We start from the raw sequence: 19,379 nt of genomic DNA, 5'->3' as shown, positions 1-19,379 counted from the left end.
CTTCAGGCGGGCCGCTTCTCCTCTTTTCGCGCCATCTTTTGCGGCGTGGCGCACAAAAAACCGGCAGTGATTTTCAATTCTCCTGCTGATAGTGCGAAGGCATACCACCGATAGGGTATAGAGGCCGATTCATCGGCACGTTTTCTGGCATGGTTGATGCTTCGCTGCGCTTAGGGAAGTTTTGCCGCCTCGGCGGCGAAGAGTGAAAAGAGGTAGCGCATGTCAGAAGCCGTGCCGCATGACCCATTTGCCACGCTCGGGTTTCTCAGTTTCGCAACAACGCATTTATGGGAAGACCGGCAGAAGGCAGCCGAAGCGCCCATCGCCGACAAAGCCATCCAATATGCCATTGCCGCCGGCAGGCTGCTGCATGAATTGCAGCGCGAGCGCGGCTCCAGCGCGCTTTATCTCGGCAGCCGCGGCCAGCAATTCCGCGCGGAACTCCAGGCCGCGCGCGGCGGGCTGGATCAGGCCATCGAGGCCTTGCGCGCAGCCATTGCCGAATGCCGGCCGCTCGCGCCGCTGGCGGCTGTGGTGCAGGCGGCCGATCAGCTCAGCGCAACGCTTGATCAGGCGCGGCTGGCGCGACCGGTGATCGACAGGCTGGAATTCACCGCGCAGCAATCCTTTGCCAACTGGACCAATCCGATCCGGCTGGCCCTGACCTCGATCCGCGATATCGGGCTGCTGCTGCGCAATCCCGATCTCATTCAGGGGCTGGATGCCTATCTCGCCATCCTGGAAGGCCTGGAGAAGTCGGCGCAGGAACGCGCCACCGGCTCCGGCGCCCTGGCCGCTGGCGGATTCGAACTGGCGGTCTATCAGCGCTTCCTCATTCTCGGGGCCTTGCAGGAAGCGGATTTCGCCACCTTCCGCAGCCGCGCCACGGCCGGGCAGGCGGCTTTCTTCGATACCGTGCTGCGCGAGCCGGTCTTTGCCGAAGTCGCGCGGTTGCGGCAGATCATCTATGACGGCTTCGCACAGCAAAGCGACAGCGGCCGCACCGGCGGCATCGCCGCGCCCGACTGGTTCCGCATCACCACCCAGCGGATCGATGCGATCAACCGCGTGCGCGACCGCATCGCCGAGGACCTGCAGGCCATCTGCAAGCAGCTGCTGGCGATGCCCGCCGATGGCGGCCTGCGGCGCGCGCTGCAGATCGGCTTCGGCGTGGCGCGTCTGCTGGCCGTTTTCTTCGGTGGCAGCAAGCGGCTGGCCGAATTGCATGAGACCTATCGAATCTGGCGCGCCGGCGCGGAAAAGCGCCACGAGCAAGCCCGCGCCGCCGCTGCGGCCCGCGATACCGAACAGCAGCAGCAGGCCGAACGCCTCGCCCGCGAACGCGTCGCCGCCGTGGAAGTCACCGATCTGGTCAACCGCATCGTCGCCGGCGATCTCAGCAGCCGCCTGTCGCAGGACGGCAAGGATGGCTTCTTCCTGCAGCTCAGCCAGCAGCTCAATCGCCTGGCCGAAATGCTGCAGGCGATGGTCGGCGAACTGGCGGCCGTGACCGAAGCGCTGGGGCAGGGCGATCTGACCCGCAAGGTGGAAGGTCATTACGAGGGCATTTTCGGCCAGCTGAAGGACAGCGCCAATCGCATGGCGGTGCTGCTGGGCGATTTCTCGCTGCGGCTGGCCGAAAGCGCCGAAGCGGTGCGGGTCGCCTCCAGTGAAATCTCCGCCAGCAGCCAGGACCTGGCGCAGCGCACGCAAAGCCAGGCCTCATCTATCGAGGAAACCGCTGCCTCGATGCACGAAGTCACCGTCACCGTGAAGCACAATGCCGATAATGCCCAGGCGGCCAATCAGCTCGCGATGTCGGCGCATGAGATCGCGCAGAAGGGCGGCCATATCGTGCAGGAAGCGGTAGCCGCTGTCGAACGCATCGAAGGCAGTGCGCAGAAGATTTCCGACATCATCGGCCTGATCGACGAGATCGCCTTCCAGACCAATCTGCTGGCGCTGAACGCATCCGTCGAAGCCGCCCGCGCAGGCGATGCCGGCAAGGGCTTTGCCGTCGTGGCGCAGGAGGTGCGCGCCCTGGCGCAGCGCTCGGCCAATGCGTCAAAGGACATCAAGGCGCTGATCGCGGAATCCAATGCCCAGGTGAAGGCGGGCACCGGCCTGGTCAACCAGACCGGCAGCGCGCTGAGCGAGATCGTCGCCGCGATCAAGAAAGTCTCCGATATCGTCGGCGAGATCGCGGTGGCCTCGGCCGAACAGGCCACGGGCCTCGATCAGATCAACAGCGCCGTGTCGAATCTGGATGAGATGACCCAGCGCAATGCGGCAATGGCAGAACAGGCCACGGCTTCAGCCAGCACGCTCAGCCATCAGGCCAGCCAGCTTGCTGCGCTGGTCGGCTTCTTCAAGCAGCAGTCGGATTTTGACGACGAAGACGAACTCGCGGCAGGAAAGGCTGCCTAGGCTGCCAGTCAGATCATACCGGTCAGATCATACCGGTCAGATCATACCGGTCAGATCACGCCAGTCAGATCACGCCAGTCAGATCACGCCAGTCAGATCACACTGGGCAGCTTGTCGAGCACTTCGCCAGTGGATGGCCGCACCAGCACGACGTCTGAGCCTATGACGTAGCGCTGGGTATCCGGCCGGCGCGGCGGCAATTCGCGGGTCAGCGGTTTGGGCAGCAGCCGCAGCTCGGGCAGCAGCGACAGCGGCAGGGTCTCGCCGATCTCCGGGCTTTTGGTCAGCCCCTCAGGCAGCTCCCGCTTCTCGCCCTTGCTGCGCGAGGCATGTTTCCGCTGGCTGCGCAGCTTGGTGAAGTAATAGGGAATCAGCCAGCGTTCGGAGCGGCTGAAGGCGACGCTTTGGTCAATCGGCGTCTGCGGTTCTGTTGGCGCCACCTGAATGGCGGGCGGCGGAATCTGGGCCTCCGGCGGAGGCATCTCAAAGAACGATGCGGCATTCTGCGCCGCCGCCGGCATCGCCGCAGCGAGCGACAGCGTCACGATGGCAGCCGGTATGATCGCCGCGCCTTTCATGCACTCCTATCCATGCGCCTTACACCGGCAGGTTTGCGGCCGCCGCTTCCTTGGCGGCCTGCTCGCGCAGGATTTCTGCCTTGCTGCGCTTCACGCTGGCCGATTTCAGCTGGCCGCAGGCGGCCATGATGTCGCGGCCGCGCGGCGTGCGCACCGGCGAGGAATAGCCGGCGTTGAAGACAATGTCGCTGAATTTGCGGATCGCCTCGTCGCTGGAGCATTCGTAAGGCGCGCCGGGCCAGGGATTGAACGGAATCAGGTTCACCTTGGCCGGAATGCCCTTCAGCAGCCGCACCAGTTCCTTCGCATCAGCTGCGCTGTCGTTGATGCCCTTCAGCATCACGTATTCGAAGGTGATGCGGCGCGCATTGCTCAGGCCCGGATAGCTGGCGCAGGCCGCCAGCAGTTCCTTGATCGGGTATTTCTTGTTCAGCGGCACGATCACGTCGCGGATGTCGTCGCGCACGGCATGCAGGCTGATCGCGAGATTGACGCCAAGCTCCGCGCCGCAGCGCTCGATCATCGGCACCACGCCTGCAGTCGAAAGCGTGATGCGGCGCTTGGAGATCGCGATGCCTTCATTGTCCATCACGATCTTCAATGCCTTCGACACATTGTCGAAGTTATACAGCGGCTCGCCCATGCCCATCATGACGATGTTGGACAGCATGCGGCCTTCCGGCGGCGAGGGCCATTCGTTCAGATGATCGCGTGCCAGCATCACCTGGCCGACGATCTCGCCGGCCGAAAGATTGCGCACCAGCTTCATCGTGCCGGTATGGCAGAAGCGGCAGGTCAGCGTGCAGCCCACCTGGCTGGAGACGCAGAGCGCGCCACGGTCTTCCTCTGGAATGTGCACGCATTCGGCTTCTTCGCCATCGGCGAATTTCAGCAGCCATTTGCGCGTGCCGTCGACGCTTTGCAGATCGCGCGAAGCCTGCGGCCGGCTGATGCAGAATTTCTCGGCCATGCGCTCGCGCATGTCCTTGGCCAGCGTGGTCATCACGCTGAAATCCCGCACGCCGCGGTAATAGATCCAGTGCCAGAGCTGATTGGCCCGCATCCTGGCCGATTTCTCGGGCTCGCCGGCAGCGATCAGCGCGGCAGCGATCTCGGCCCGCGTCAGGCCCAGCAGATCGGTCCGGCCATCGGCGGACGGCATCGCCGCCGGTGCGCGTGCGGCAATGTCAGGAACGATGGCAGCTTGAGCGGTCACGAAGTCGCCCCGGCGATGTTGCAGGCCTTGTCGATGGCTTGCAGCGCAGCGGTAAAGCCGCTCAGGTCATAGGTGTCGGTGGTCTTGGTGCCGCGCACCGACTCGCCCTTGACCACCAGCGTCTTGCCCTTGCGCAGGGCCTCGACCAGCTTGTTGTCGGTCGCGGCATCGGCGGCCCAGGCGGCTTCCTGATGGGTGAACATGTCGATCACGGTGGGGCCGATCACGGCCTGCGCGGGAACATTCTCCTTCAGCGGATAGCCGAAATAGATGCTCACCTCGTTGCGGATCTTCTCCTTGGGCTTGTGGGTGACCAGGATGTAGATCTCGCCGCGCTTGGCACCGGCCGGCTCCTTCTTGTCCGGCTGGGCGTGCAGATAGCAGAGCTTGATGCCCTTGTCGGTATGCTCGTAGGCATCCCATTTCTGGAAGCTGCCGATCCGCTTGGTTTCGCTCTTTGGCTCGCTCTTGGCCGCCGGCTTCGATTGTGCGGCGGCATCGCCCAGCGGGGCGGCAAGGAAAAAGGGGAGCGTGGCAAGCAGCAAGGCTGCCGATCTGAAAGCCGTCTTGTCGATCATGGGGGCGAACATAGCGACGGCGGCTGGCGATTTCCACCCCGGATTCGCCCCGGTTGCCGCCTGTTTACCCCCTTTGCGCCGGCCTCGGTTGCCGTAACGCCAGCCTGACTGCCGCTTCCCGCGGACCCGGCGGAAGAAAAGTACGGCCCTCAGCGATACTTTAGGGCTCAAAGATTCCCCGTACGGTTGTAAGTCGTTGAAATGAAATAAAAACTATCTGACTGTCTCGTCATGTGATTCGTTTCCCACCGCGTTGTTCATCGAGTACCCCGCTCCTGTGACATCTGGTCTGTCCCTGCCTTTTGCCGACGACCGCATCCTGCTCAATCTGGCCGCCTACTGGTCGGCCAAGCGGGGCAGTGCAATGCTGCCGCCGCGGCGATCGATCGATCCGCTGGATATGCCCCGCCGTCTGCTGCCTTATCTTTCGCTGGCCGAGCCGACCGGGCAGGGGGCTGTGGTGCGATTCCGCCTGCTCGGAACCGAACTGGTGCAGCGCGCCGGCCGGGACGATACCGGCAAGACCAGTGCCGAAATCATGCACGGCCCTTATCGGGATTATATCGAGCAGCTTTACGCTACGGTGATCGCCGATGCTCAGCCGCTTTATGCCGAGACCAGCCGCACCTGGCCGGAAGAGGGCATGAGCCGGGTGCGCCGCCTGCTGCTGCCGGTGACGGGGGATGATGAGACGGGCCGCGTCGCCTTCGTGCTCGGCGCGCAGAGCTGGAGCCCGGCAACCGAAACTGCCGGCAAGCAGCCGCCGCGCCCCAGGCAGAAGCCGATTGCGGTTGAATCGCTGGAGAAAGGTGTGCTGCAGGCCACCTTCCGTGGCCTGCTCGATGCGATCTAGACAGGCTTAGGGCGATCTAGACAGGCTTAGGCGGCCGCAGCCTTTTTCCGCAGCGGCCAGCGCACCAGCACCAGCAGGTTGCCGAACAAAATCAGCGCCAGGCCGGCGAAGACGCGCGGTGTCCAGTGATAATCCTCGGCAAAGGTCGAGATGCCCAGGGCCACGATCGGATACAGCACCGAGGAATAGGCGGCGCGCTCCGGCCCGATGCGGCCGAGCAAAGTGAGATAGCAGCCAAAGCCGAAGATCGAGCCGACCACCGCCAGGAAGACGAGCGATCCCGCATAGACCGGCGACGGATCGAACAGGATCGGCTGTTGCATGACCAGCACATATAAGGTGACGGCCAGCGCGCCATAGCCCATGCCCCAGGCATTGCCCTGCAGTACCGGCAGGCCGGCCATCTGGTTCTTCGCCGACAGCATGTTGCCGAGCGAGGCCGAATAGGTGCCGAGCAGGCAGAGCAGCAGGCCAAGGCTCGCGCCGCTGGTCGGATCGAAGGCGAGAATGTCGGACCAGAAGGTGACGCTGATGCCTGCCAGGCCGAAAACGGCGCCGACGGCGACGCGGCGGTCGATCGGCCGGCCAAGGAAAATCGCGCCATTCGCCATGTTCATCGGCACGATCATCGAAAACACGATGGCGACCAGGCCGGAGGGCAGATACTGCGTGCCGTGGTAGATGAGCATGAAGTTGGTGCAGAACAGCGTCACCCCCATCAGCGCAACATGGCCATGGCGCGCCAGCGGCAGGCGCAGCGGCAGGCCGCGCAGCAGGCACCAGGCGAACAGGATCGCGGCGGCCAGCCAGAAGCGATAGGCAACCGACACCGCAGGCGGCACCACGCCGAGCTGCAGTTTCACCGGCAGCCAGGTGGCGCCCCAGATCAGCACGATCCCGATATACAGCAGCAAGGTTTGCATGGTGAGGAATGAGATACTGGGTGAGGCGAGACTTTTGCTCAGCTTTACGCGCCGCCGCTTCGGCGGGCAATCGTGACAATGCAGTCAATTCGGGTTGACGATGCGTCTCGTCCTGCCGGCCATGCGGCGCTGTTGCGCCGCGCGAGCCAGGAAGACGTCTTTGTGGCCTGACGAATGATCGCCCCGTACCCCATCTTCCCGCTGCCGTTTTTTCCTGACGGCGTCCCTGCGTTACAATCCCGGCCCGACCAACCGGTCCTTGGCAACTTGGCACCCCGCGCTTAAGGTCTTGGCATGTCCTTCGATACCGATGCTTGGCTGGAACGCCGCAAACTCGCCCGCCGTGTTAATTTCTGGCGCTTCATCGCCGTTTTGGCCGTGGTGGCCGGCGCCATTGGGCTGCTCTACTGGATCGATCCGGGCCAGGTGATCCAGCGCCGCCAGGATCACGTCGCCCATCTCGAAATCGGCGGCATCATCGCCGAGAACGACTGGTGGATGGAGAAGCTGCGCGAGATCGCGGAAGACGACCGCAGCAAGGCGCTCATCCTCTACGTCAACTCGCCCGGCGGCAGCACCTTTGGCGGCGAGGCGCTGTTCGTCGCCACCCGCAAGGTGGCCGAACGCAAACCCGTGGTGGCCGTGATCGGCACGCTGGGCGCCTCGGCGGGCTACATGACGGCGATTGCCGCCGACCGCGTCTATGCCCGTGAGACCTCGCTCACCGGCTCCATCGGCGTGCTGTTCCAGACGGCGGAGTTCTCCAAGCTGATGGAAAAGCTCGGCATCGGTGCCGAAAGCATCGCCTCCGGCCCGCTCAAGGACCAGCCCTCGCCGATCAAGCCGCTCAGCCCCGAAGGCCGCGCCCAGATCCAGCGCATGGTGATGGAAACCTACGACTGGTTCGTCAATCTGGTGGCCTCGCGCCGGAATCTGCCGCGCGAGCAGGTGCTGGCTTTGGCCGATGGCCGGGTCTTTTCCGGCCGCGCGGCGCTGGAACACGGCCTGATCGATGCACTCGGAGGGGTTGAGGAGGCCCGTGAATGGCTCGCGCAAAACCATGGGATTTCGACCCAATTGCCGCTCCGGGAGGTGCCGCCCGAGCGCCCGCGCGACGGCTGGGAAGGGCTTGCCGGCCGGGCCTTCTCGGCGCTTTTTGGAAAAAGCCTTTTCCCCGAACGGCTTAGGCTTGACGGCCTGATTTCGCTTTGGCACCCTGAATAAATCCAAAGGGGGGCACCCGCCGCCTTTGCGCAGGGAAACGCCGATGATCAAGTCCGAACTTATCAATCGCTTGGCTGAACGTAACCAGCATCTGACCCAACGCGATATCGAACGTATCGTCGGAACGATCTTCGATGAGATCGCCACGGCGCTGTCGCGCGGCGACCGCGTCGAATTGCGCGGTTTCGGGGCCTTTTCCGTGAAGCGCCGGCCGGCACGCACCGGCCGCAATCCACGTACCGGCACCGCCGTTGAAGTGCAGGAGAAATTCGTGCCGTTCTTCAAGACCGGCAAGGAGTTGCGCCAGAAGCTCAATCTCCAGGCGAAGCAACCCGCCGACGCCGAGTAAGCGAAGAGCGCCGCGATGCGCTTCCTGCGCGTACTGATAGGCGCCCTTCTTCTCATCCTGCTGATTGTCTTCGCAGTAGCCAATCGACAGCCGGTCGATGTCAGTCTCGATCCGCTGCCCTTCCTGATCGAACTGCCGCTTTATCTTCTCGTCTTTCTGGTTTTCATCGCCGGCCTCGTCATCGGGGCGGTGGCCGGCCGCTGGAATGCCTGGAGCGCCGCCCGCAAGGCGCGACAGCAGGCGCAGCGCAAGGCGGCACAGCAGCGCGAGAGCCAGCCGGCGTCCGCCATAGCGCCCGCCACCGCTTCTTCCGCCACGGACGGGACCAGCGACAGAACCGGCGGGCCGCTGCCTCCCGCTCCCGTCGTCTAGCAGGTCCGCATGCGCATCATCGAAGCCGCCGCCGTCCATGCGGCACTGCCCTATGACAAGCTCACCGCGCATCTGCGCGAGGCGTTTTGCATCGGCGGCGAAGTGCCGCTGCGCAGCCACTACCATATCGACACGCCGGGCAGCGCCGCCGGCGGCACCTTGCTGATCATGCCGGCCTGGCAGCCCGGCCGTCATATCGGCATCAAGGCGGTCAGCGTCTTTCCCGACAATGCCAGGGTCGGCCTGCCATCGGTGATCGGTGCCTATCTGCTGCTTGACGCCAATACCGGCGCGCCGAAGGCGGTGATCGATGGCGTTGCGCTCACCTTGCGCCGCACGGCCTGCGCCTCGGCGCTCGCTGCCCGCTATCTGGCGCGCAAGGATGCGCAGCATCTATTGATGGTCGGCGCCGGGTCGCTGGCGCCGCATCTGGTGCGCGCCCATCACGCCGCGCAGCGCTACAAGCGCATCGAGATCTGGAACCGCAGCCGCGCCCGCGCCGAAGCCCTGGCCGCAAAGCTGAGCGATCTCGATGCTGCGGTTGTTGTTGCCGACGATCTGGAATCCGCGGTGCGTGCTGCCGATGTGATTTCCTGCGCGACCTTAAGCCGTGAGCCGCTGGTGCGCGGCGACTGGCTGCGGCCCGGCACCCATGTCGATCTGGTCGGCGGTTTCACGCCGGAGATGCGTGAGGCCGACGATGCGGCGGTCCGCAAGGCCAGTATCTTTGTCGACAGCCGCGAAGGCGCCTTGAAAGAAGCCGGCGATCTGGTGGTGCCGCTTAAATCGGGCCTGCTGAAGCCTGAGGACGTGCGCGCCGATCTGTTTGAGCTTTGCCGCGCCGATCGGCATGCCCGGCAGAGCGAAAACGAAATCACCCTGTTCAAATCGGTGGGGCTGGCATTGGAAGATCTGGCGGCTGCCGAACTCGTTGCGGAAAGCGTCATTTCATGAAAGTCGCGATCGTCGGCGGTGGCATTGTCGGTCTGTCCACCGCCTGGGCGCTCAAGCGCGCGGGTTGCGACGTCAGCGTCATCGAGCAAGGCCCGCTGCCCAATCCGCTGGGCAGCTCGGTCGATCAGCATCGCCTGATCCGTTATCCCTATGGCGTGCAGCGCGGCTATCTGCGCATGGTGCGCGAGGCCTATCACGCCTGGGAGCGCGTCTGGAGCGATCTTAAGATGCGGCTCTATGCCGAAACCGGCACGCTGGTGCTGAGCGGCGAGGGCGATAGCTGGGCCAAGCAGAGCTGCATCGCGCTGGCTGCCGAAGAGGTCGAGCATCTGGCCTTCGACGGCGAAACGGTTGCTGGCCGTTATCCGATGCTGAACGGCGATGGCCTGCAGGATGCCTATTACTGTCCCTCGGGCGGGCTTCTCTTCGCCGAGGCCATCGTGGCGGCGCTGTCCCGCCACTTGCGCGACCGCATGGTGACGCTGCTGACCCAAACCAAGGTCGCCGGCATCGATGCCAGTGCCGGCATCGTGCGTCTTGCCGATGGCGGGCAGGTGCAGGCGGACCGCATCCTCGTCGCGGCGGGGCCCTGGACGGCGCAGTTGCTGCCCGATCTGGCGCCGGTTTCGCGGCCCTCGCGCCAGGTGGTGGTCTATCTGACGCCGCCCGGCGATCTGATGGCGGCCTGGCATGCAGCGCCGATGCTGCTGGAGATTGGCGAGACCAAGGGCTTCTACCTGGTGCCGCCGCGCGTCACCCGCGATGGCATCCGCACCGGCCTGAAGATCGGCGACCACCGCTTCGGCTCCACCGCCGATCCAAGCGGCGACCGCGAACCGCGCCAGGACGAGATCGACGCGCTTCTGCACAATGTGCGCCACCGCATCATGGCGCTGGAGCAGTATCGCATCGCCGCGGCGAAGACCTGTTTCTACGACGTGGAGGCGGAAGAACGCTTCCAGTTCCGCCAGCTCGGCCCGCGCGCATTTGCCTTCTGCGGCACGTCCGGCCATGGCTTCAAATTCGGCCCCGTGATCGGCGAACGCATCGCCGCCGTGCTGCAGGAGAAGGCGGATTTCGCCGCCACCGCCCGCTGGGCGGCGGGGCATGTGGAATAGGCGGCGCTTTCACCTTCACCCTCCCGGCCTCCCGCAAGCGGAAAGGGGGGAGAAGGCGAGCGCAAACCCATTCCCCTCGCTCGCGTCAGCGGAAGAGAAAGGGGCCCATCGCGCCAGCGTTGGGAGGGTGAGGGATCACATCATCCTTGTCCCCGCCGCCGCATCGGACAGAAGCGGGAAGCGCCGCGGCTGGAACAGCTGATAATGCCACCATTCGTTGCGATAGAAGTCCCAGCCCGCTGCGGTCATGATCCCCAGCAGCAATGCGCGGTTGCGCTGCTGCTCGGGCGTGATTTCCAGCGCGCCATGGAAGGCCAGCGGCGTGAAGGCGTCGAAATCGGTGCCCATGTCGAGATCCTCGCCATCGGCATCGACCAGCGTCACATCGACGGCGGCGCCGCGCGAATGCGGCGAACCCTTGCGCGGATCGGCCAGGAAATTCGGATCGGGCGTATGATTCCACAGCGCCCAGGCGGCCTCGGTCGGGCGGAAGGCGTCGAATATCTTCAGCCTCAAATCCATCTGGGCGGCCAGAATGATCGCCCGTTTGAGCAGACCGGCGGCTTCAGGGTTGAGAAAACAGGCAGCCCGTTTATAGATCGGCGCGCCGGTGAGGTTGTCGGCGCTGGCATAGCGCAGATCGATCAGCACCGGAAATTCCGGCGGCGTGATTTCGACAAGCCCGCTCTCGACGAGAGACATTGCATGAACTCCAAGCCAGGATTGGCATCCTCCTATCATCGCGGAGCGGCGACGTGAAGCTGCTGGGCCTTGATACCGCGCTGAATGCGTGTTCGGTGGCGATCATCGAGGGCAGCCCTGAGGGCGAAGCGCGCGTGCTGGCGCGCATTGTTTCGCCCGGCGGCAAGGGCAATGCCGAACGCCTGCTGCCGGTGCTGGAAGACGCGCGCCGTCAGGCCGGGCTTGAATTGCAGGAGCTTTACGGCATCGCCGCCACCATCGGTCCCGGCTCGTTTACCGGCATCCGCACGGCGCTGGCGACTGCGCGTGCTTTGGGTCTTGCGCTGTCCAGACCCGTCTGGGGCATCACCACAACGGAAGCGCTGGCAACCGCCGCGGCCCAGCCAGGCATCGCCACCATTGCCGCAATCGATGCGCGCCGCGATGAGGTCTACATCCAGGCTTTCGCGGCTGCTGCAAACGGTCTGGGCGCGCCGCTGCAGGAACCGGCCCTGCTGCCGGTTGCGGCTGCCGCCGCGCAATTGCCATCCGGCCCGCTGACGCTGGTCGGCAGCGGCGCAAAATTGCTGCGCCAGGCAGCGGGCCCGCGCGATGATCTGCAGCTTTCGCCTGCTGCGCCGGATCCCGATCCAGCCATTGTTGCGCGCCTGGCCATGCAGCGTCCGGCGCCTGCACGCGCGCCGGCGCCACTTTACATCCGCCCGCCCGATGCAGCCTTGCCTGCTGTCGCGCAGCCGCGCGCGCAGCTTGCGGTCACCATTCAGCCTTGCGGCGTCGAAAGTGCTGCGCTGCTGGCGGAGCTGCATGGCGAAGCTTTCGCGCAGGATCGCCATGGCGGCTGGAGCAGTCAGGCTTTCACCGATCTGCTGGCCATGCCGGGCGCCTTTGCGCTGCTTGCCGTGCATAACGATCAGCCGGCAGGCTTCGTGCTGCTGCGCAAGGCGGCCGATGAAGCCGAAGTGATCACGCTGGCGGTGCGGCCGCGGCTGCAGCGGCTTGGCATCGCGCGCGGCCTGATGCGCGAGGGATTGCAGCGGCTGAATCAGGAGGGCGCTGCCGCCTGCTTCCTCGAAGTGGCCGAGGACAATCACGCGGCCCAGGCGCTTTACAAGGGGCTGGGCTTCGCCGAGGTCGGTCGCCGCGCGGGCTATTATGAGGGGCCCGCCGGTTCGTCCTCATCTGCCGCATCGCGCGTGAATGCGATCGTCATGAAGATTTCGACGGCGAATCCGGCCTGATTTTGCCCGACTTCTGGCAAGTCTTTGCTAGATTACTTTCCCGTTACGGCGTATTATTTGATTTAATACTCCGTAATACTTGCCTGGAAGGACATGCGGCATGGCCGACAGCGCCGATAAGGCCCGTCACGCGGAAAAGTCGGAGTTGCTGGCGCTGACCGCCGAGATCGTCGCCGCCCATGTCTCCAACAACAAACTCGATGCTTCCGAACTGCCTGGGTTGATTCGCCAGGTCTACGGCACGCTCGCAGGCATTGGCGGCAATGGCGCGGCGGTGCGGGAGAAAGCGCCCGAACGCCCGACGCCGGCCGTGGCGGTGAAGAAATCGGTGATGCCCGATTACATCATCTGCCTGGAGGACGGCAAAAAGCTGAAGATGCTCAAACGGCATCTGATGAGCCACTACGGGCTGACGCCGGAACAGTATCGCGAACGCTGGGGTCTGCCTGCGGATTACCCCATGGTGGCGCCCAATTATGCCTTGCAACGTCGGGCACTGGCGAAGAAAATTGGCCTCGGCAAGGGCCGCCGCCGCAGCCGTTGACGAGAGGCCGCAAGGGCGCCGAAAGGCTTGCCCTGAGCACGCGACTGCGGTAGTTCGCCTGTCATTAGTGACGCGATATCGTCATCCTACTGACGATAAAGCGGGTGGGCGAGTGACTAACAGGAAGGCTTCGGTGCATGAGCAGCCGTCTTGAACAGCTTTGTGAACAGCTCGGCATGCGGATGACCGATCAGCGCCGCGTCATCGCGCGCGTTCTCAGCGCTGCCGACGATCATCCCGATGTCGAGGAGCTGCATCATCGCGCCGCTGCGATCGATCCGCGCATCTCGATCGCCACCGTTTACCGCACCGTGCGCATGTTTGAGGAAAACGGCATCCTCAGCCGCCTCGATCTCGGCGATGGCCGCGCGCGCTACGAGGAAATGCCGGAAGCGCACCACGATCACCTGATCGACATGCGCAGCGGCAAGATCATCGAATTCAACGATCCGGAACTCGAAGAGCTGCAGGAAAGGATCGCTGCCAAGCTTGGCTACAAGCTGGTCGATCACCGGCTGGAGCTGTTCGGCGTGCCGCTCGACGACACCGAAGCCGCGCCCAAGAAAGGCAAAGCTTGATCGCAAGGCAAGGCTTGATCGCGGCCAGCTCCAGGCGCGGTATTTTTCCATGATGACCGCTCGCGCAATTGCAACGCTTGTCCTGTTTCTGATCTGGACGGCGCTGCTGATCCCGTTGCAGATGCTGCTGATCAAGATCGGCAGCCCCTGGCGGCGGTCGCTGCCGCATTTCTATCATCGCAGCGTCGCCTGGCTGCTGCGCATCAAGGTACGCAGGATCGGTGTCGCCGCTGCGCCGGCGCCGGTGCTGTTCGTCAGCAATCACATCTCCTGGCTCGACATCGTCGTGCTGTCGGCGGCCTTGCCGGCGAGTTTCATCGCCAAGAAGGAAGTCAACGACTGGCCCTTCTTCGGCCTGCTGGCGCGGCTGCAGCGCACGGTCTTCGTCGAGCGCAACAACCGCCATCGCACGGCCGAGCATCGCGACGAGATGCGCGAGCGGCTGGAGCAGGGCGACAACCTGATCCTGTTCCCTGAGGGCACGTCCTCGGACGGTCTGCGCATTCATAACTTCAAATCGGCGTTCTTCGCCGTGGCGGAACAGCCGATCAGGGGCAGGCTGCCCTTCGTGCAGCCGATCAGCCTGGGGTATGCCAAGCTGAACCACATGCCGGTGGGCCGCCGCTGGATGCGCATCTTCGCCTGGGTCGGCGATGAGGACCTGGTGCCCCATTTGTGGCGCTTTCTGAAATCGGGCCCGAGCGAAGCCGTCGTCGAGCTGCATCAGCCGGTCACCATGGCGGATTTCGCCTCGCGCAAGGGCATGGCCGCCTGGTGTCATCAGCGCGTGCTGGAAGGCTTGAGCGACATCAACGCCGGCCGCGAGCCCGGCCCGCGTACGCCGCCCAAGCCGCTGCACGTCACGCCGTCGCAACCGCAGGCGCAGGCTTCTGCGCCTGGGACTTCTGTGCCTGAGCAGAACGGCGATAGCGTTCCGCCGGCAGCGTAAAAACAGCAAGAATCCTCGCCCTCCCGTCGTCCCATTCCCAATGGGAGAAGAAGGAGACCCACCATGTAAACGGTGGGGAGGGAGAGAGCTTCATCGCCAGCTAAACCGAATTGCTCACACTATCGCACCCTGCCGGCGCAGCTCGATCTGCACGGCAGACGCCAAAACCTGGCGGGGCGGGCATCGGTTGCGGCTGGCGAGCGCTGCGCAGACGCCGGCAGCCTGGCCGGTGGCCATCGCAGTGGGCGTGACGCGATAGCTGCTATGAGCTTCATGGGTGCCGCTGATACTGCGGCCTGCCACCAGCAGGCCGTCGACATCCTTCGGCACCAGGCAGCGCAGCGGCACTTCATACCATTCGCCCTGCGGCAGGCGGCGCAATGTCGTGCCGCTGCCGGCCGGATTGTGGATGTCGACTGGATAAGAGCAGCGCGCGATGGCATCGGAAAATTTGCGCGCCTGCAGCACGTCTTCGACATCCAGCGTGTACTCGCCGACGATGCGCCGCGTCTCGCGCACGCCGATATGAGTGCCGCTCTGCACGATATAGGCGTCCGCAAAGCCCGGCACGTATCGCTTCAAAAAGCGCATGATCTGCCGCATCTGCCGCCGTGCCTCGCCCTCGGCGCGCGACAGGTCGAACACGTCGGTGCCGTTCACGCCGGTCACCCGCGTGCAGTTGACCGACAGTTCTCGCGGATGCGGCGTGGCAAAGAAAAGAATGTCCTCGCGCGGCAGATCCAGCTCGCCCGCCGCGCGGGCCTTTTCTATCAGGTCCCACAGGCCATGCACGCCGCGCCATTGATCCGGATGCTCACGCACATAGGCGGCAAAAGCCTCGCGGTCGAAATCGGCGATGCGAAACATCAGGGTCATCGGCTGCACGCGGCCGTCTTCCTCGCGGCCGATATGGAAACGCGCGCCAGCCTTGGCCGCCAGATCGCCATCGCCGGACGCATCGACAATGACATTGGCGCGGATCAGCAAGGGACCGCTCTTGGTCTCGAAGACCGCGCCGCAGAGCTTGTCCTCATCTGTCCACACATCGTTGGCGAATGCATGCAGCAGTACGCGCACGCCGGCCTGCTCCATCGTCTCCTGCGCCACGGCTTTGTAGATTTCAGGATCGAACGGCACGGTGAAGCCGGTCGCCTGCGTCGGCGCCAGCGCGCCATCGGCGGCAATCAGATTGGAGACAAAGGTTTCCAGCGCACCGGCTACGATGGGCTCGCCCGGCCCGTGATCCTGCGGCAGCAGCCTTGTCGGATCGATCTCGCTCGGCGGCGCTTTCTGCGTGTGCCAGGACATCAGCGGATTGACCAGGGCCACCGTCGGATTGCCGCCGAGGAAGCCGAAGCGCTCGGTCAGCAATACATCGGCGCCGGCCCAGGCAGCCCCTAAGGCTGCCGCCATGCCCGCCGGCCCGCCACCCACCACCAGAACGTCGCAGCGCGCCGCCACCCGCGCGCGGCGCGGTTTCAGCGTCACCATCTGGACGTCAGAAGGAGAGCGGAGGGTTGGCAAGATCTTCTCCGGTGCGAATGGAGGGCATGGTGTCGACGCCGGGGCCGCGGCCGATCACGCTCAGGGCATGCAGCGGCGTGCGCCGCGCCAGCTGCTGCAGGGCCGGCAGGCGCTCGTTGATGGCGGCGCGCTGCGCCGTGCGGTTGTCCCACAGCCGGTCGAGCGTGGCGAGGAAGCTGCCGGTGCGCGCATCGCCAGCATTCATGTATTCCTGCACGCCGAGGCTGGAGACGAGATCCTGGACTTTCGGCGCATAGGGCAGGGCGACGATCGGCGTGCCCATCACGGCGGCGAAAATCAGAAAATGCAGACGCATGCCGGCAACGAAGGAGAAGCGCTCGGTCAGTCCCATGATCTCGCGCGGATGATAGTCGCCGCGCAGAACATGGGCGCGGTCGGACTGCTCCATCAGCGCGATTACCTGATGAATCTCGTTGCGGTCGATGCGCTCCATCGGCACGAAGACAGCGTCGGCCTCATAGCGCCGCACGCAGAAATCGGCCACATCGGCAATCACCTCGTGATAGCGCGCCTTCTCCAGATCGGGCGCTGCGCCGCCACGCTCGCGCACGGAAAAGCCGATCAGCCGGCGATCCGGCGGAATGCTCTCGCGCACCAGCATCTGATCGGTGAACGGCATGGGATCGAGCAGCAGGGCCGGATCGGCGGTCACTTCAATGGGGATGGTCACGCCGATTTCCTGGCACAGCCGCTTGGCGCTTACCTCGCGTACGGTAATCCCCGCCATGCGGTTCAGCCCGTCGCGCACGGCGGCGCGCTCCTCGACATGGCTCAGCGGGCCGATGCCCACGGCGTAGGCGAAAGTCGGCAGACCGATCTCATGGGCAAGCTGCACTTCGCGCAGATAAACCCGCGCCTCGCGGTCGTACAGAATGCCGCCGCCGCCCAGCAGCAGCATGTCCAGCCGCTCCAGCTCGGGCAGCACCTGCTCGCGCAGCGCGGTGCGCGCATTGATGGTGCGGTCCACGGCATGGCGCATGCGGGTATGCTCGGCATTGCGCGAGAAGACGACGATCTCGATCTCCGGCTCCAGCGAGCGGAGCTGGTCGACCACGGAGGCGAGAATTGCCTCATCACCAAGATTAAGGCCGCCATAGGAGCCGATGATTCCGACCACGGGGGGCATGCGCTCTCCTGTCGCTTTGCGGATTCGAGATATTGTGGAGGTGAAGGGCGAACAGGGTCCCCGGGTTCCAGCGGGGACCAGAATCGTCACGGACGGATAGGAACGCCTACTAATGCGGCGAAGTTATGACCGGCCGATTGAGATGGAAGCCGATTGAGATGGAAGAAGAGAAGTCGTCATCCCGGCAGGCCGGCAAGTAATGGGATCCCGGCTCGCGCGGCGCAACGACGCCGCTTGGCCGGGATGACGGGTTTCTTTACTTGTCGGCTTTTCCGTTATCCCGGGCGCGTGCGTGCTGGCGCAAGACCCGGGATTTCGTTTCGTCACGCGCCGAATCTGTCGGCCAATCACCGCGCGTCGTGGAAGATCACGCCCAGCGTGAAACGCTGGCCCGAGCGCAATCGCGAAACGCCGTGGCGCATGTTGACGCGATAGATGCCGCGCGTGCCCTTCACCGGCCGATGATGCACGGGGAAAATCACGCCTTCGCCCTGCCGCAGGGGCACGACTTCGGCGCGCGACTGCATGCGCGGGCGCTGCTCGGTCAGCACGAATTCCCCGCCGGTGAAATCCTTTTCCGGATCGGACAGCATAAAGGCGACCTGCAGCGGAAACACCTCGTCGCCATAGAGGTCCTGATGCAGGCAGTTGTAATCGCCCGGCCCATAGCGCAGCAGCAAAGGCGTCGGCCGCGTCTGTCCGGCCGCGTGGCAGCGCGCAAGATACGCCTCGTGCCGTTCGGGATAGTGCATGGCAATGCCCATCTGCGCATTCCAGCGATTGGCGATCCCGGCCAGGGCCGGATAGAGCGCCGCGCGCAGCCATGCGACCGTTTCGGGCAGCGGATAGGCGAAGTATTTGTACTCGCCCGAGCCGAAGCCGTGGCGCGCCATCACCACGCGGCTGCGGAAAATGCTGCTCTCGTCATACAGCGCGGCCAGGCTGCGGCACTGGGCAGCCGAAAGCAGCGGGCCGGTCGTCGCGCAGCCGAATTTCTCCAGCGCAGCCTCGATGCCCGGCCAGTCGAGGGACAGGCCAGGTGCGGCGGTCAGCGGTTTTGTCTCGGGAGATTCTGTCGCGGTCAGCAATGGCATGGAGCAGATATAGCGCGCAGCGCTGTGATCGGCTTCCCGGAACTTGCGGAGCGAGCAGGCCTTTTCAGGCTGTTCTCACCGGCATCTCCCACCGGCATCTCTCATCGGCATCCTGGGGGTGATCGCCACGCCGGCGCAGCCTGGACGCAAGGCCGAATTCCGATCCGTGTAAAAGAAAACCCGTGCGGATCCTCTTTTGCCCATCGGATGGCGTCATGACCAAGCCAGGAAGAGCGCTTTTTCTGCTCGCACAGGACTTACGGCTGGGCATGGCGAAGGATGTTTGATCCTTGTTTGTTGGGCTTTTCCAGGCAGCCGATAAAAATGCCGTGACAGGAGATCGTGCGTCTGAATAGCGCAGCGCGGGAAAGCTCTTCGCGAGCATATCGGCAAAACCGCGCCCGTTGGTTTGGGTCATCCAGACATAGCGGGTTTTCATCGCGCTGTGCCTTGTGACGGGTGACTTGTGACGTGTGACTTGTCATGACCGCCTTCCAAGCCTGCGTTCTTTTTGAGCCACGCTTCGGCCCGATCACAAACGTCCTGTGCAAATTTTTGGATGATCCTTGTTGAATGCTTCAGGCTCTTTTCACTCACCGGCATCCGAAAGCCGCCGAGCTTCTGCCCCGGAAGGGCTCTTAAGAGCCAAAGCCTGTCGGCCTTTCGTCGGCTCATCCCGATCGAAAGGCAGGGGAGGACATCATCGCCCGGGGCAGGACTTTTGAACGAGAACATAAATCATATAGCTGCAGACACTATTCCTCATTATAAATTATTATACACTTTATGTTCCTATTTTCACGCTGATATTGATATAACGAGCCGTCGAGACCATCCAAGCTGGTTTAAGGCGGATCGCAGCGGCGTATTGAGCATCCCGAACCGCTCTTTCAGGGCCGCCGCGTCGCTGCGATGGCGGCATTTGCGGGGGCCAGCTGCAACGACGCCTGTTAAGTCATTGATCCTTATGTGAAGAATCGATTACGCCCGCAGCAAAGGCCAAGCGGGGAG

The 19,379-nt window shown here is 64.2% G+C and carries 20 protein-coding genes; 11 read left to right on the top strand and 9 right to left on the bottom strand.

The genetic code is table 11. The features are described from left to right. Positions 1-219 precede the first annotated feature (219 nt). On the top strand, positions 220-2,427 hold the full coding sequence (locus Q0603_RS00565; protein WP_298720386.1) for a methyl-accepting chemotaxis protein: 2,208 nt from the start codon (positions 220-222) through the stop codon (positions 2,425-2,427). Positions 2,428-2,519: 92 nt separating this feature from the next. Here the strand turns inward: Q0603_RS00565 and Q0603_RS00560 are convergent, their stop codons facing one another. The 3 genes from Q0603_RS00560 to Q0603_RS00550 are packed head-to-tail and all read right to left on the bottom strand — an operon-like array spanning position 2,520 to position 4,799. Then, a complete protein-coding gene (locus Q0603_RS00560) occupies positions 2,520-3,005 on the bottom strand; it encodes a hypothetical protein (RefSeq protein ID WP_298720383.1) in 486 nt (161 codons plus the stop codon). Between the two features lie 19 nt (positions 3,006-3,024). Beyond that, positions 3,025-4,167 (bottom strand): 23S rRNA (adenine(2503)-C(2))-methyltransferase RlmN, encoded by a 1,143-nt coding sequence (rlmN, locus tag Q0603_RS00555; RefSeq protein WP_298720620.1) that lies wholly within the window; start codon positions 4,165-4,167, stop codon positions 3,025-3,027. Between the two features lie 50 nt (positions 4,168-4,217). Continuing rightward, positions 4,218-4,799 carry an invasion associated locus B family protein gene (locus Q0603_RS00550; protein ID WP_298720380.1) on the bottom strand — a complete coding sequence of 194 codons (582 nt, stop codon included), beginning with the start codon at positions 4,797-4,799 and terminating at the stop codon, positions 4,218-4,220. Between the two features lie 277 nt (positions 4,800-5,076). Here Q0603_RS00550 and Q0603_RS00545 point away from each other — a divergent pair, with 277 nt between their 5' ends. Next, entirely contained in the window at positions 5,077-5,652 is a 576-nt protein-coding gene (locus Q0603_RS00545) for a PAS domain-containing protein (protein ID WP_298720377.1), read from the top strand. A gap of 26 nt (positions 5,653-5,678) precedes the next feature. Here Q0603_RS00545 and Q0603_RS00540 read toward each other — a convergent pair whose 3' ends face one another. Further along, complete coding sequence (locus Q0603_RS00540; RefSeq protein ID WP_298720375.1) at positions 5,679-6,575, bottom strand: DMT family transporter; 897 nt, start codon at positions 6,573-6,575, stop codon at positions 5,679-5,681. A 294-nt stretch (positions 6,576-6,869) separates the two neighbouring features. Here Q0603_RS00540 and sppA point away from each other — a divergent pair, with 294 nt between their 5' ends. The 5 genes from sppA to Q0603_RS00515 are packed head-to-tail and all read left to right on the top strand — an operon-like array spanning position 6,870 to position 10,592. Further along, positions 6,870-7,799, top strand: a complete 930-nt coding sequence (sppA, locus tag Q0603_RS00535; RefSeq protein WP_298720372.1) for a signal peptide peptidase SppA — start codon at positions 6,870-6,872, stop codon at positions 7,797-7,799. 43 nt (positions 7,800-7,842) lie between these two features. Further along, positions 7,843-8,148, top strand: a complete 306-nt coding sequence (ihfB, locus tag Q0603_RS00530; protein WP_298720369.1) for an integration host factor subunit beta — start codon at positions 7,843-7,845, stop codon at positions 8,146-8,148. Positions 8,149-8,163: 15 nt separating this feature from the next. Further along, the gene (locus Q0603_RS00525; protein ID WP_298720367.1) at positions 8,164-8,520 is read left to right on the top strand and encodes a LapA family protein; all 357 of its coding nucleotides are present in this window, start codon (positions 8,164-8,166) and stop codon (positions 8,518-8,520) included. A gap of 9 nt (positions 8,521-8,529) precedes the next feature. Then, positions 8,530-9,474, top strand: coding sequence for an ornithine cyclodeaminase family protein (locus Q0603_RS00520; protein ID WP_298720365.1), 945 nt, complete (start codon positions 8,530-8,532; stop codon positions 9,472-9,474). Next, on the top strand, positions 9,471-10,592 hold the full coding sequence (locus Q0603_RS00515; protein WP_298720362.1) for an FAD-dependent oxidoreductase: 1,122 nt from the start codon (positions 9,471-9,473) through the stop codon (positions 10,590-10,592). Before Q0603_RS00520 ends, Q0603_RS00515 begins: the two co-directional genes overlap by 4 nt. Positions 10,593-10,727: 135 nt before the next feature. On the opposite strand, the gene ddpX is transcribed toward Q0603_RS00515, so the two are convergent. Next, a complete protein-coding gene (gene ddpX / locus Q0603_RS00510; protein WP_298720360.1) occupies positions 10,728-11,294 on the bottom strand; it encodes a D-alanyl-D-alanine dipeptidase in 567 nt (188 codons plus the stop codon). Positions 11,295-11,347: 53 nt separating this feature from the next. Between ddpX and tsaB the strand changes: the two genes are divergently transcribed. From tsaB to Q0603_RS00490, 4 genes are all read left to right on the top strand, one after another. After that, positions 11,348-12,532, top strand: coding sequence for a tRNA (adenosine(37)-N6)-threonylcarbamoyltransferase complex dimerization subunit type 1 TsaB (gene tsaB / locus Q0603_RS00505; RefSeq protein ID WP_298720358.1), 1,185 nt, complete (start codon positions 11,348-11,350; stop codon positions 12,530-12,532). 100 nt (positions 12,533-12,632) lie between these two features. Further along, entirely contained in the window at positions 12,633-13,076 is a 444-nt protein-coding gene (locus tag Q0603_RS00500; protein WP_298720356.1) for a MucR family transcriptional regulator, read from the top strand. A 137-nt stretch (positions 13,077-13,213) separates the two neighbouring features. Beyond that, positions 13,214-13,654 carry a Fur family transcriptional regulator gene (locus Q0603_RS00495; RefSeq protein WP_298720354.1) on the top strand — a complete coding sequence of 147 codons (441 nt, stop codon included), beginning with the start codon at positions 13,214-13,216 and terminating at the stop codon, positions 13,652-13,654. A gap of 49 nt (positions 13,655-13,703) precedes the next feature. Next, the gene (locus Q0603_RS00490) at positions 13,704-14,603 is read left to right on the top strand and encodes a lysophospholipid acyltransferase family protein (protein WP_298720351.1); all 900 of its coding nucleotides are present in this window, start codon (positions 13,704-13,706) and stop codon (positions 14,601-14,603) included. Between the two features lie 114 nt (positions 14,604-14,717). Here Q0603_RS00490 and Q0603_RS00485 read toward each other — a convergent pair whose 3' ends face one another. The 4 genes from Q0603_RS00485 to Q0603_RS00470 all read right to left on the bottom strand — a co-directional run bounded on the left by Q0603_RS00485 (position 14,718) and on the right by Q0603_RS00470 (position 18,807). Beyond that, on the bottom strand, positions 14,718-16,094 hold the full coding sequence (locus Q0603_RS00485) for an FAD-dependent oxidoreductase (protein WP_298720348.1): 1,377 nt from the start codon (positions 16,092-16,094) through the stop codon (positions 14,718-14,720). A 7-nt stretch (positions 16,095-16,101) separates the two neighbouring features. Further along, positions 16,102-17,274 (bottom strand): polysaccharide pyruvyl transferase family protein, encoded by a 1,173-nt coding sequence (locus Q0603_RS00480; protein WP_298720345.1) that lies wholly within the window; start codon positions 17,272-17,274, stop codon positions 16,102-16,104. Between the two features lie 347 nt (positions 17,275-17,621). Further along, positions 17,622-18,368, bottom strand: a complete 747-nt coding sequence (locus tag Q0603_RS00475; protein WP_298720342.1) for a 2OG-Fe(II) oxygenase — start codon at positions 18,366-18,368, stop codon at positions 17,622-17,624. 64 nt (positions 18,369-18,432) lie between these two features. Continuing rightward, positions 18,433-18,807 (bottom strand): hypothetical protein, encoded by a 375-nt coding sequence (locus Q0603_RS00470; protein WP_298720339.1) that lies wholly within the window; start codon positions 18,805-18,807, stop codon positions 18,433-18,435. Positions 18,808-19,379 lie beyond the last annotated feature (572 nt).

The organism is uncultured Ferrovibrio sp. (genome assembly GCF_937960835.1).
Lineage (GTDB): Bacteria > Pseudomonadota > Alphaproteobacteria > Ferrovibrionales > Ferrovibrionaceae > Ferrovibrio.
This window is presented reverse-complemented; position numbering and strand designations above follow the sequence as displayed.

Coding starts and splice junctions, on each gene's coding strand:
- Q0603_RS00515 (WP_298720362.1), top strand. CDS start 9,471: ATGAAAGTCGCGATCGTCGGCGGTGGCATTGTCGGTCTGTCCACCGCC.
- Q0603_RS00550 (WP_298720380.1), bottom strand. CDS start 4,799: ATGATCGACAAGACGGCTTTCAGATCGGCAGCCTTGCTGCTTGCCACG.
- Q0603_RS00480 (WP_298720345.1), bottom strand. CDS start 17,274: ATGCCCCCCGTGGTCGGAATCATCGGCTCCTATGGCGGCCTTAATCTT.
- sppA (WP_298720372.1), top strand. CDS start 6,870: ATGTCCTTCGATACCGATGCTTGGCTGGAACGCCGCAAACTCGCCCGC.
- Q0603_RS00560 (WP_298720383.1), bottom strand. CDS start 3,005: ATGAAAGGCGCGGCGATCATACCGGCTGCCATCGTGACGCTGTCGCTC.
- Q0603_RS00495 (WP_298720354.1), top strand. CDS start 13,214: ATGAGCAGCCGTCTTGAACAGCTTTGTGAACAGCTCGGCATGCGGATG.
- ddpX (WP_298720360.1), bottom strand. CDS start 11,294: ATGTCTCTCGTCGAGAGCGGGCTTGTCGAAATCACGCCGCCGGAATTT.
- Q0603_RS00500 (WP_298720356.1), top strand. CDS start 12,633: ATGGCCGACAGCGCCGATAAGGCCCGTCACGCGGAAAAGTCGGAGTTG.
- Q0603_RS00490 (WP_298720351.1), top strand. CDS start 13,704: ATGATGACCGCTCGCGCAATTGCAACGCTTGTCCTGTTTCTGATCTGG.
- Q0603_RS00475 (WP_298720342.1), bottom strand. CDS start 18,368: ATGCCATTGCTGACCGCGACAGAATCTCCCGAGACAAAACCGCTGACC.
- Q0603_RS00470 (WP_298720339.1), bottom strand. CDS start 18,807: ATGAAAACCCGCTATGTCTGGATGACCCAAACCAACGGGCGCGGTTTT.
- ihfB (WP_298720369.1), top strand. CDS start 7,843: ATGATCAAGTCCGAACTTATCAATCGCTTGGCTGAACGTAACCAGCAT.
- Q0603_RS00520 (WP_298720365.1), top strand. CDS start 8,530: ATGCGCATCATCGAAGCCGCCGCCGTCCATGCGGCACTGCCCTATGAC.
- Q0603_RS00540 (WP_298720375.1), bottom strand. CDS start 6,575: ATGCAAACCTTGCTGCTGTATATCGGGATCGTGCTGATCTGGGGCGCC.
- Q0603_RS00525 (WP_298720367.1), top strand. CDS start 8,164: ATGCGCTTCCTGCGCGTACTGATAGGCGCCCTTCTTCTCATCCTGCTG.
- Q0603_RS00485 (WP_298720348.1), bottom strand. CDS start 16,094: ATGGTGACGCTGAAACCGCGCCGCGCGCGGGTGGCGGCGCGCTGCGAC.
- Q0603_RS00565 (WP_298720386.1), top strand. CDS start 220: ATGTCAGAAGCCGTGCCGCATGACCCATTTGCCACGCTCGGGTTTCTC.
- rlmN (WP_298720620.1), bottom strand. CDS start 4,167: ATGCCGTCCGCCGATGGCCGGACCGATCTGCTGGGCCTGACGCGGGCC.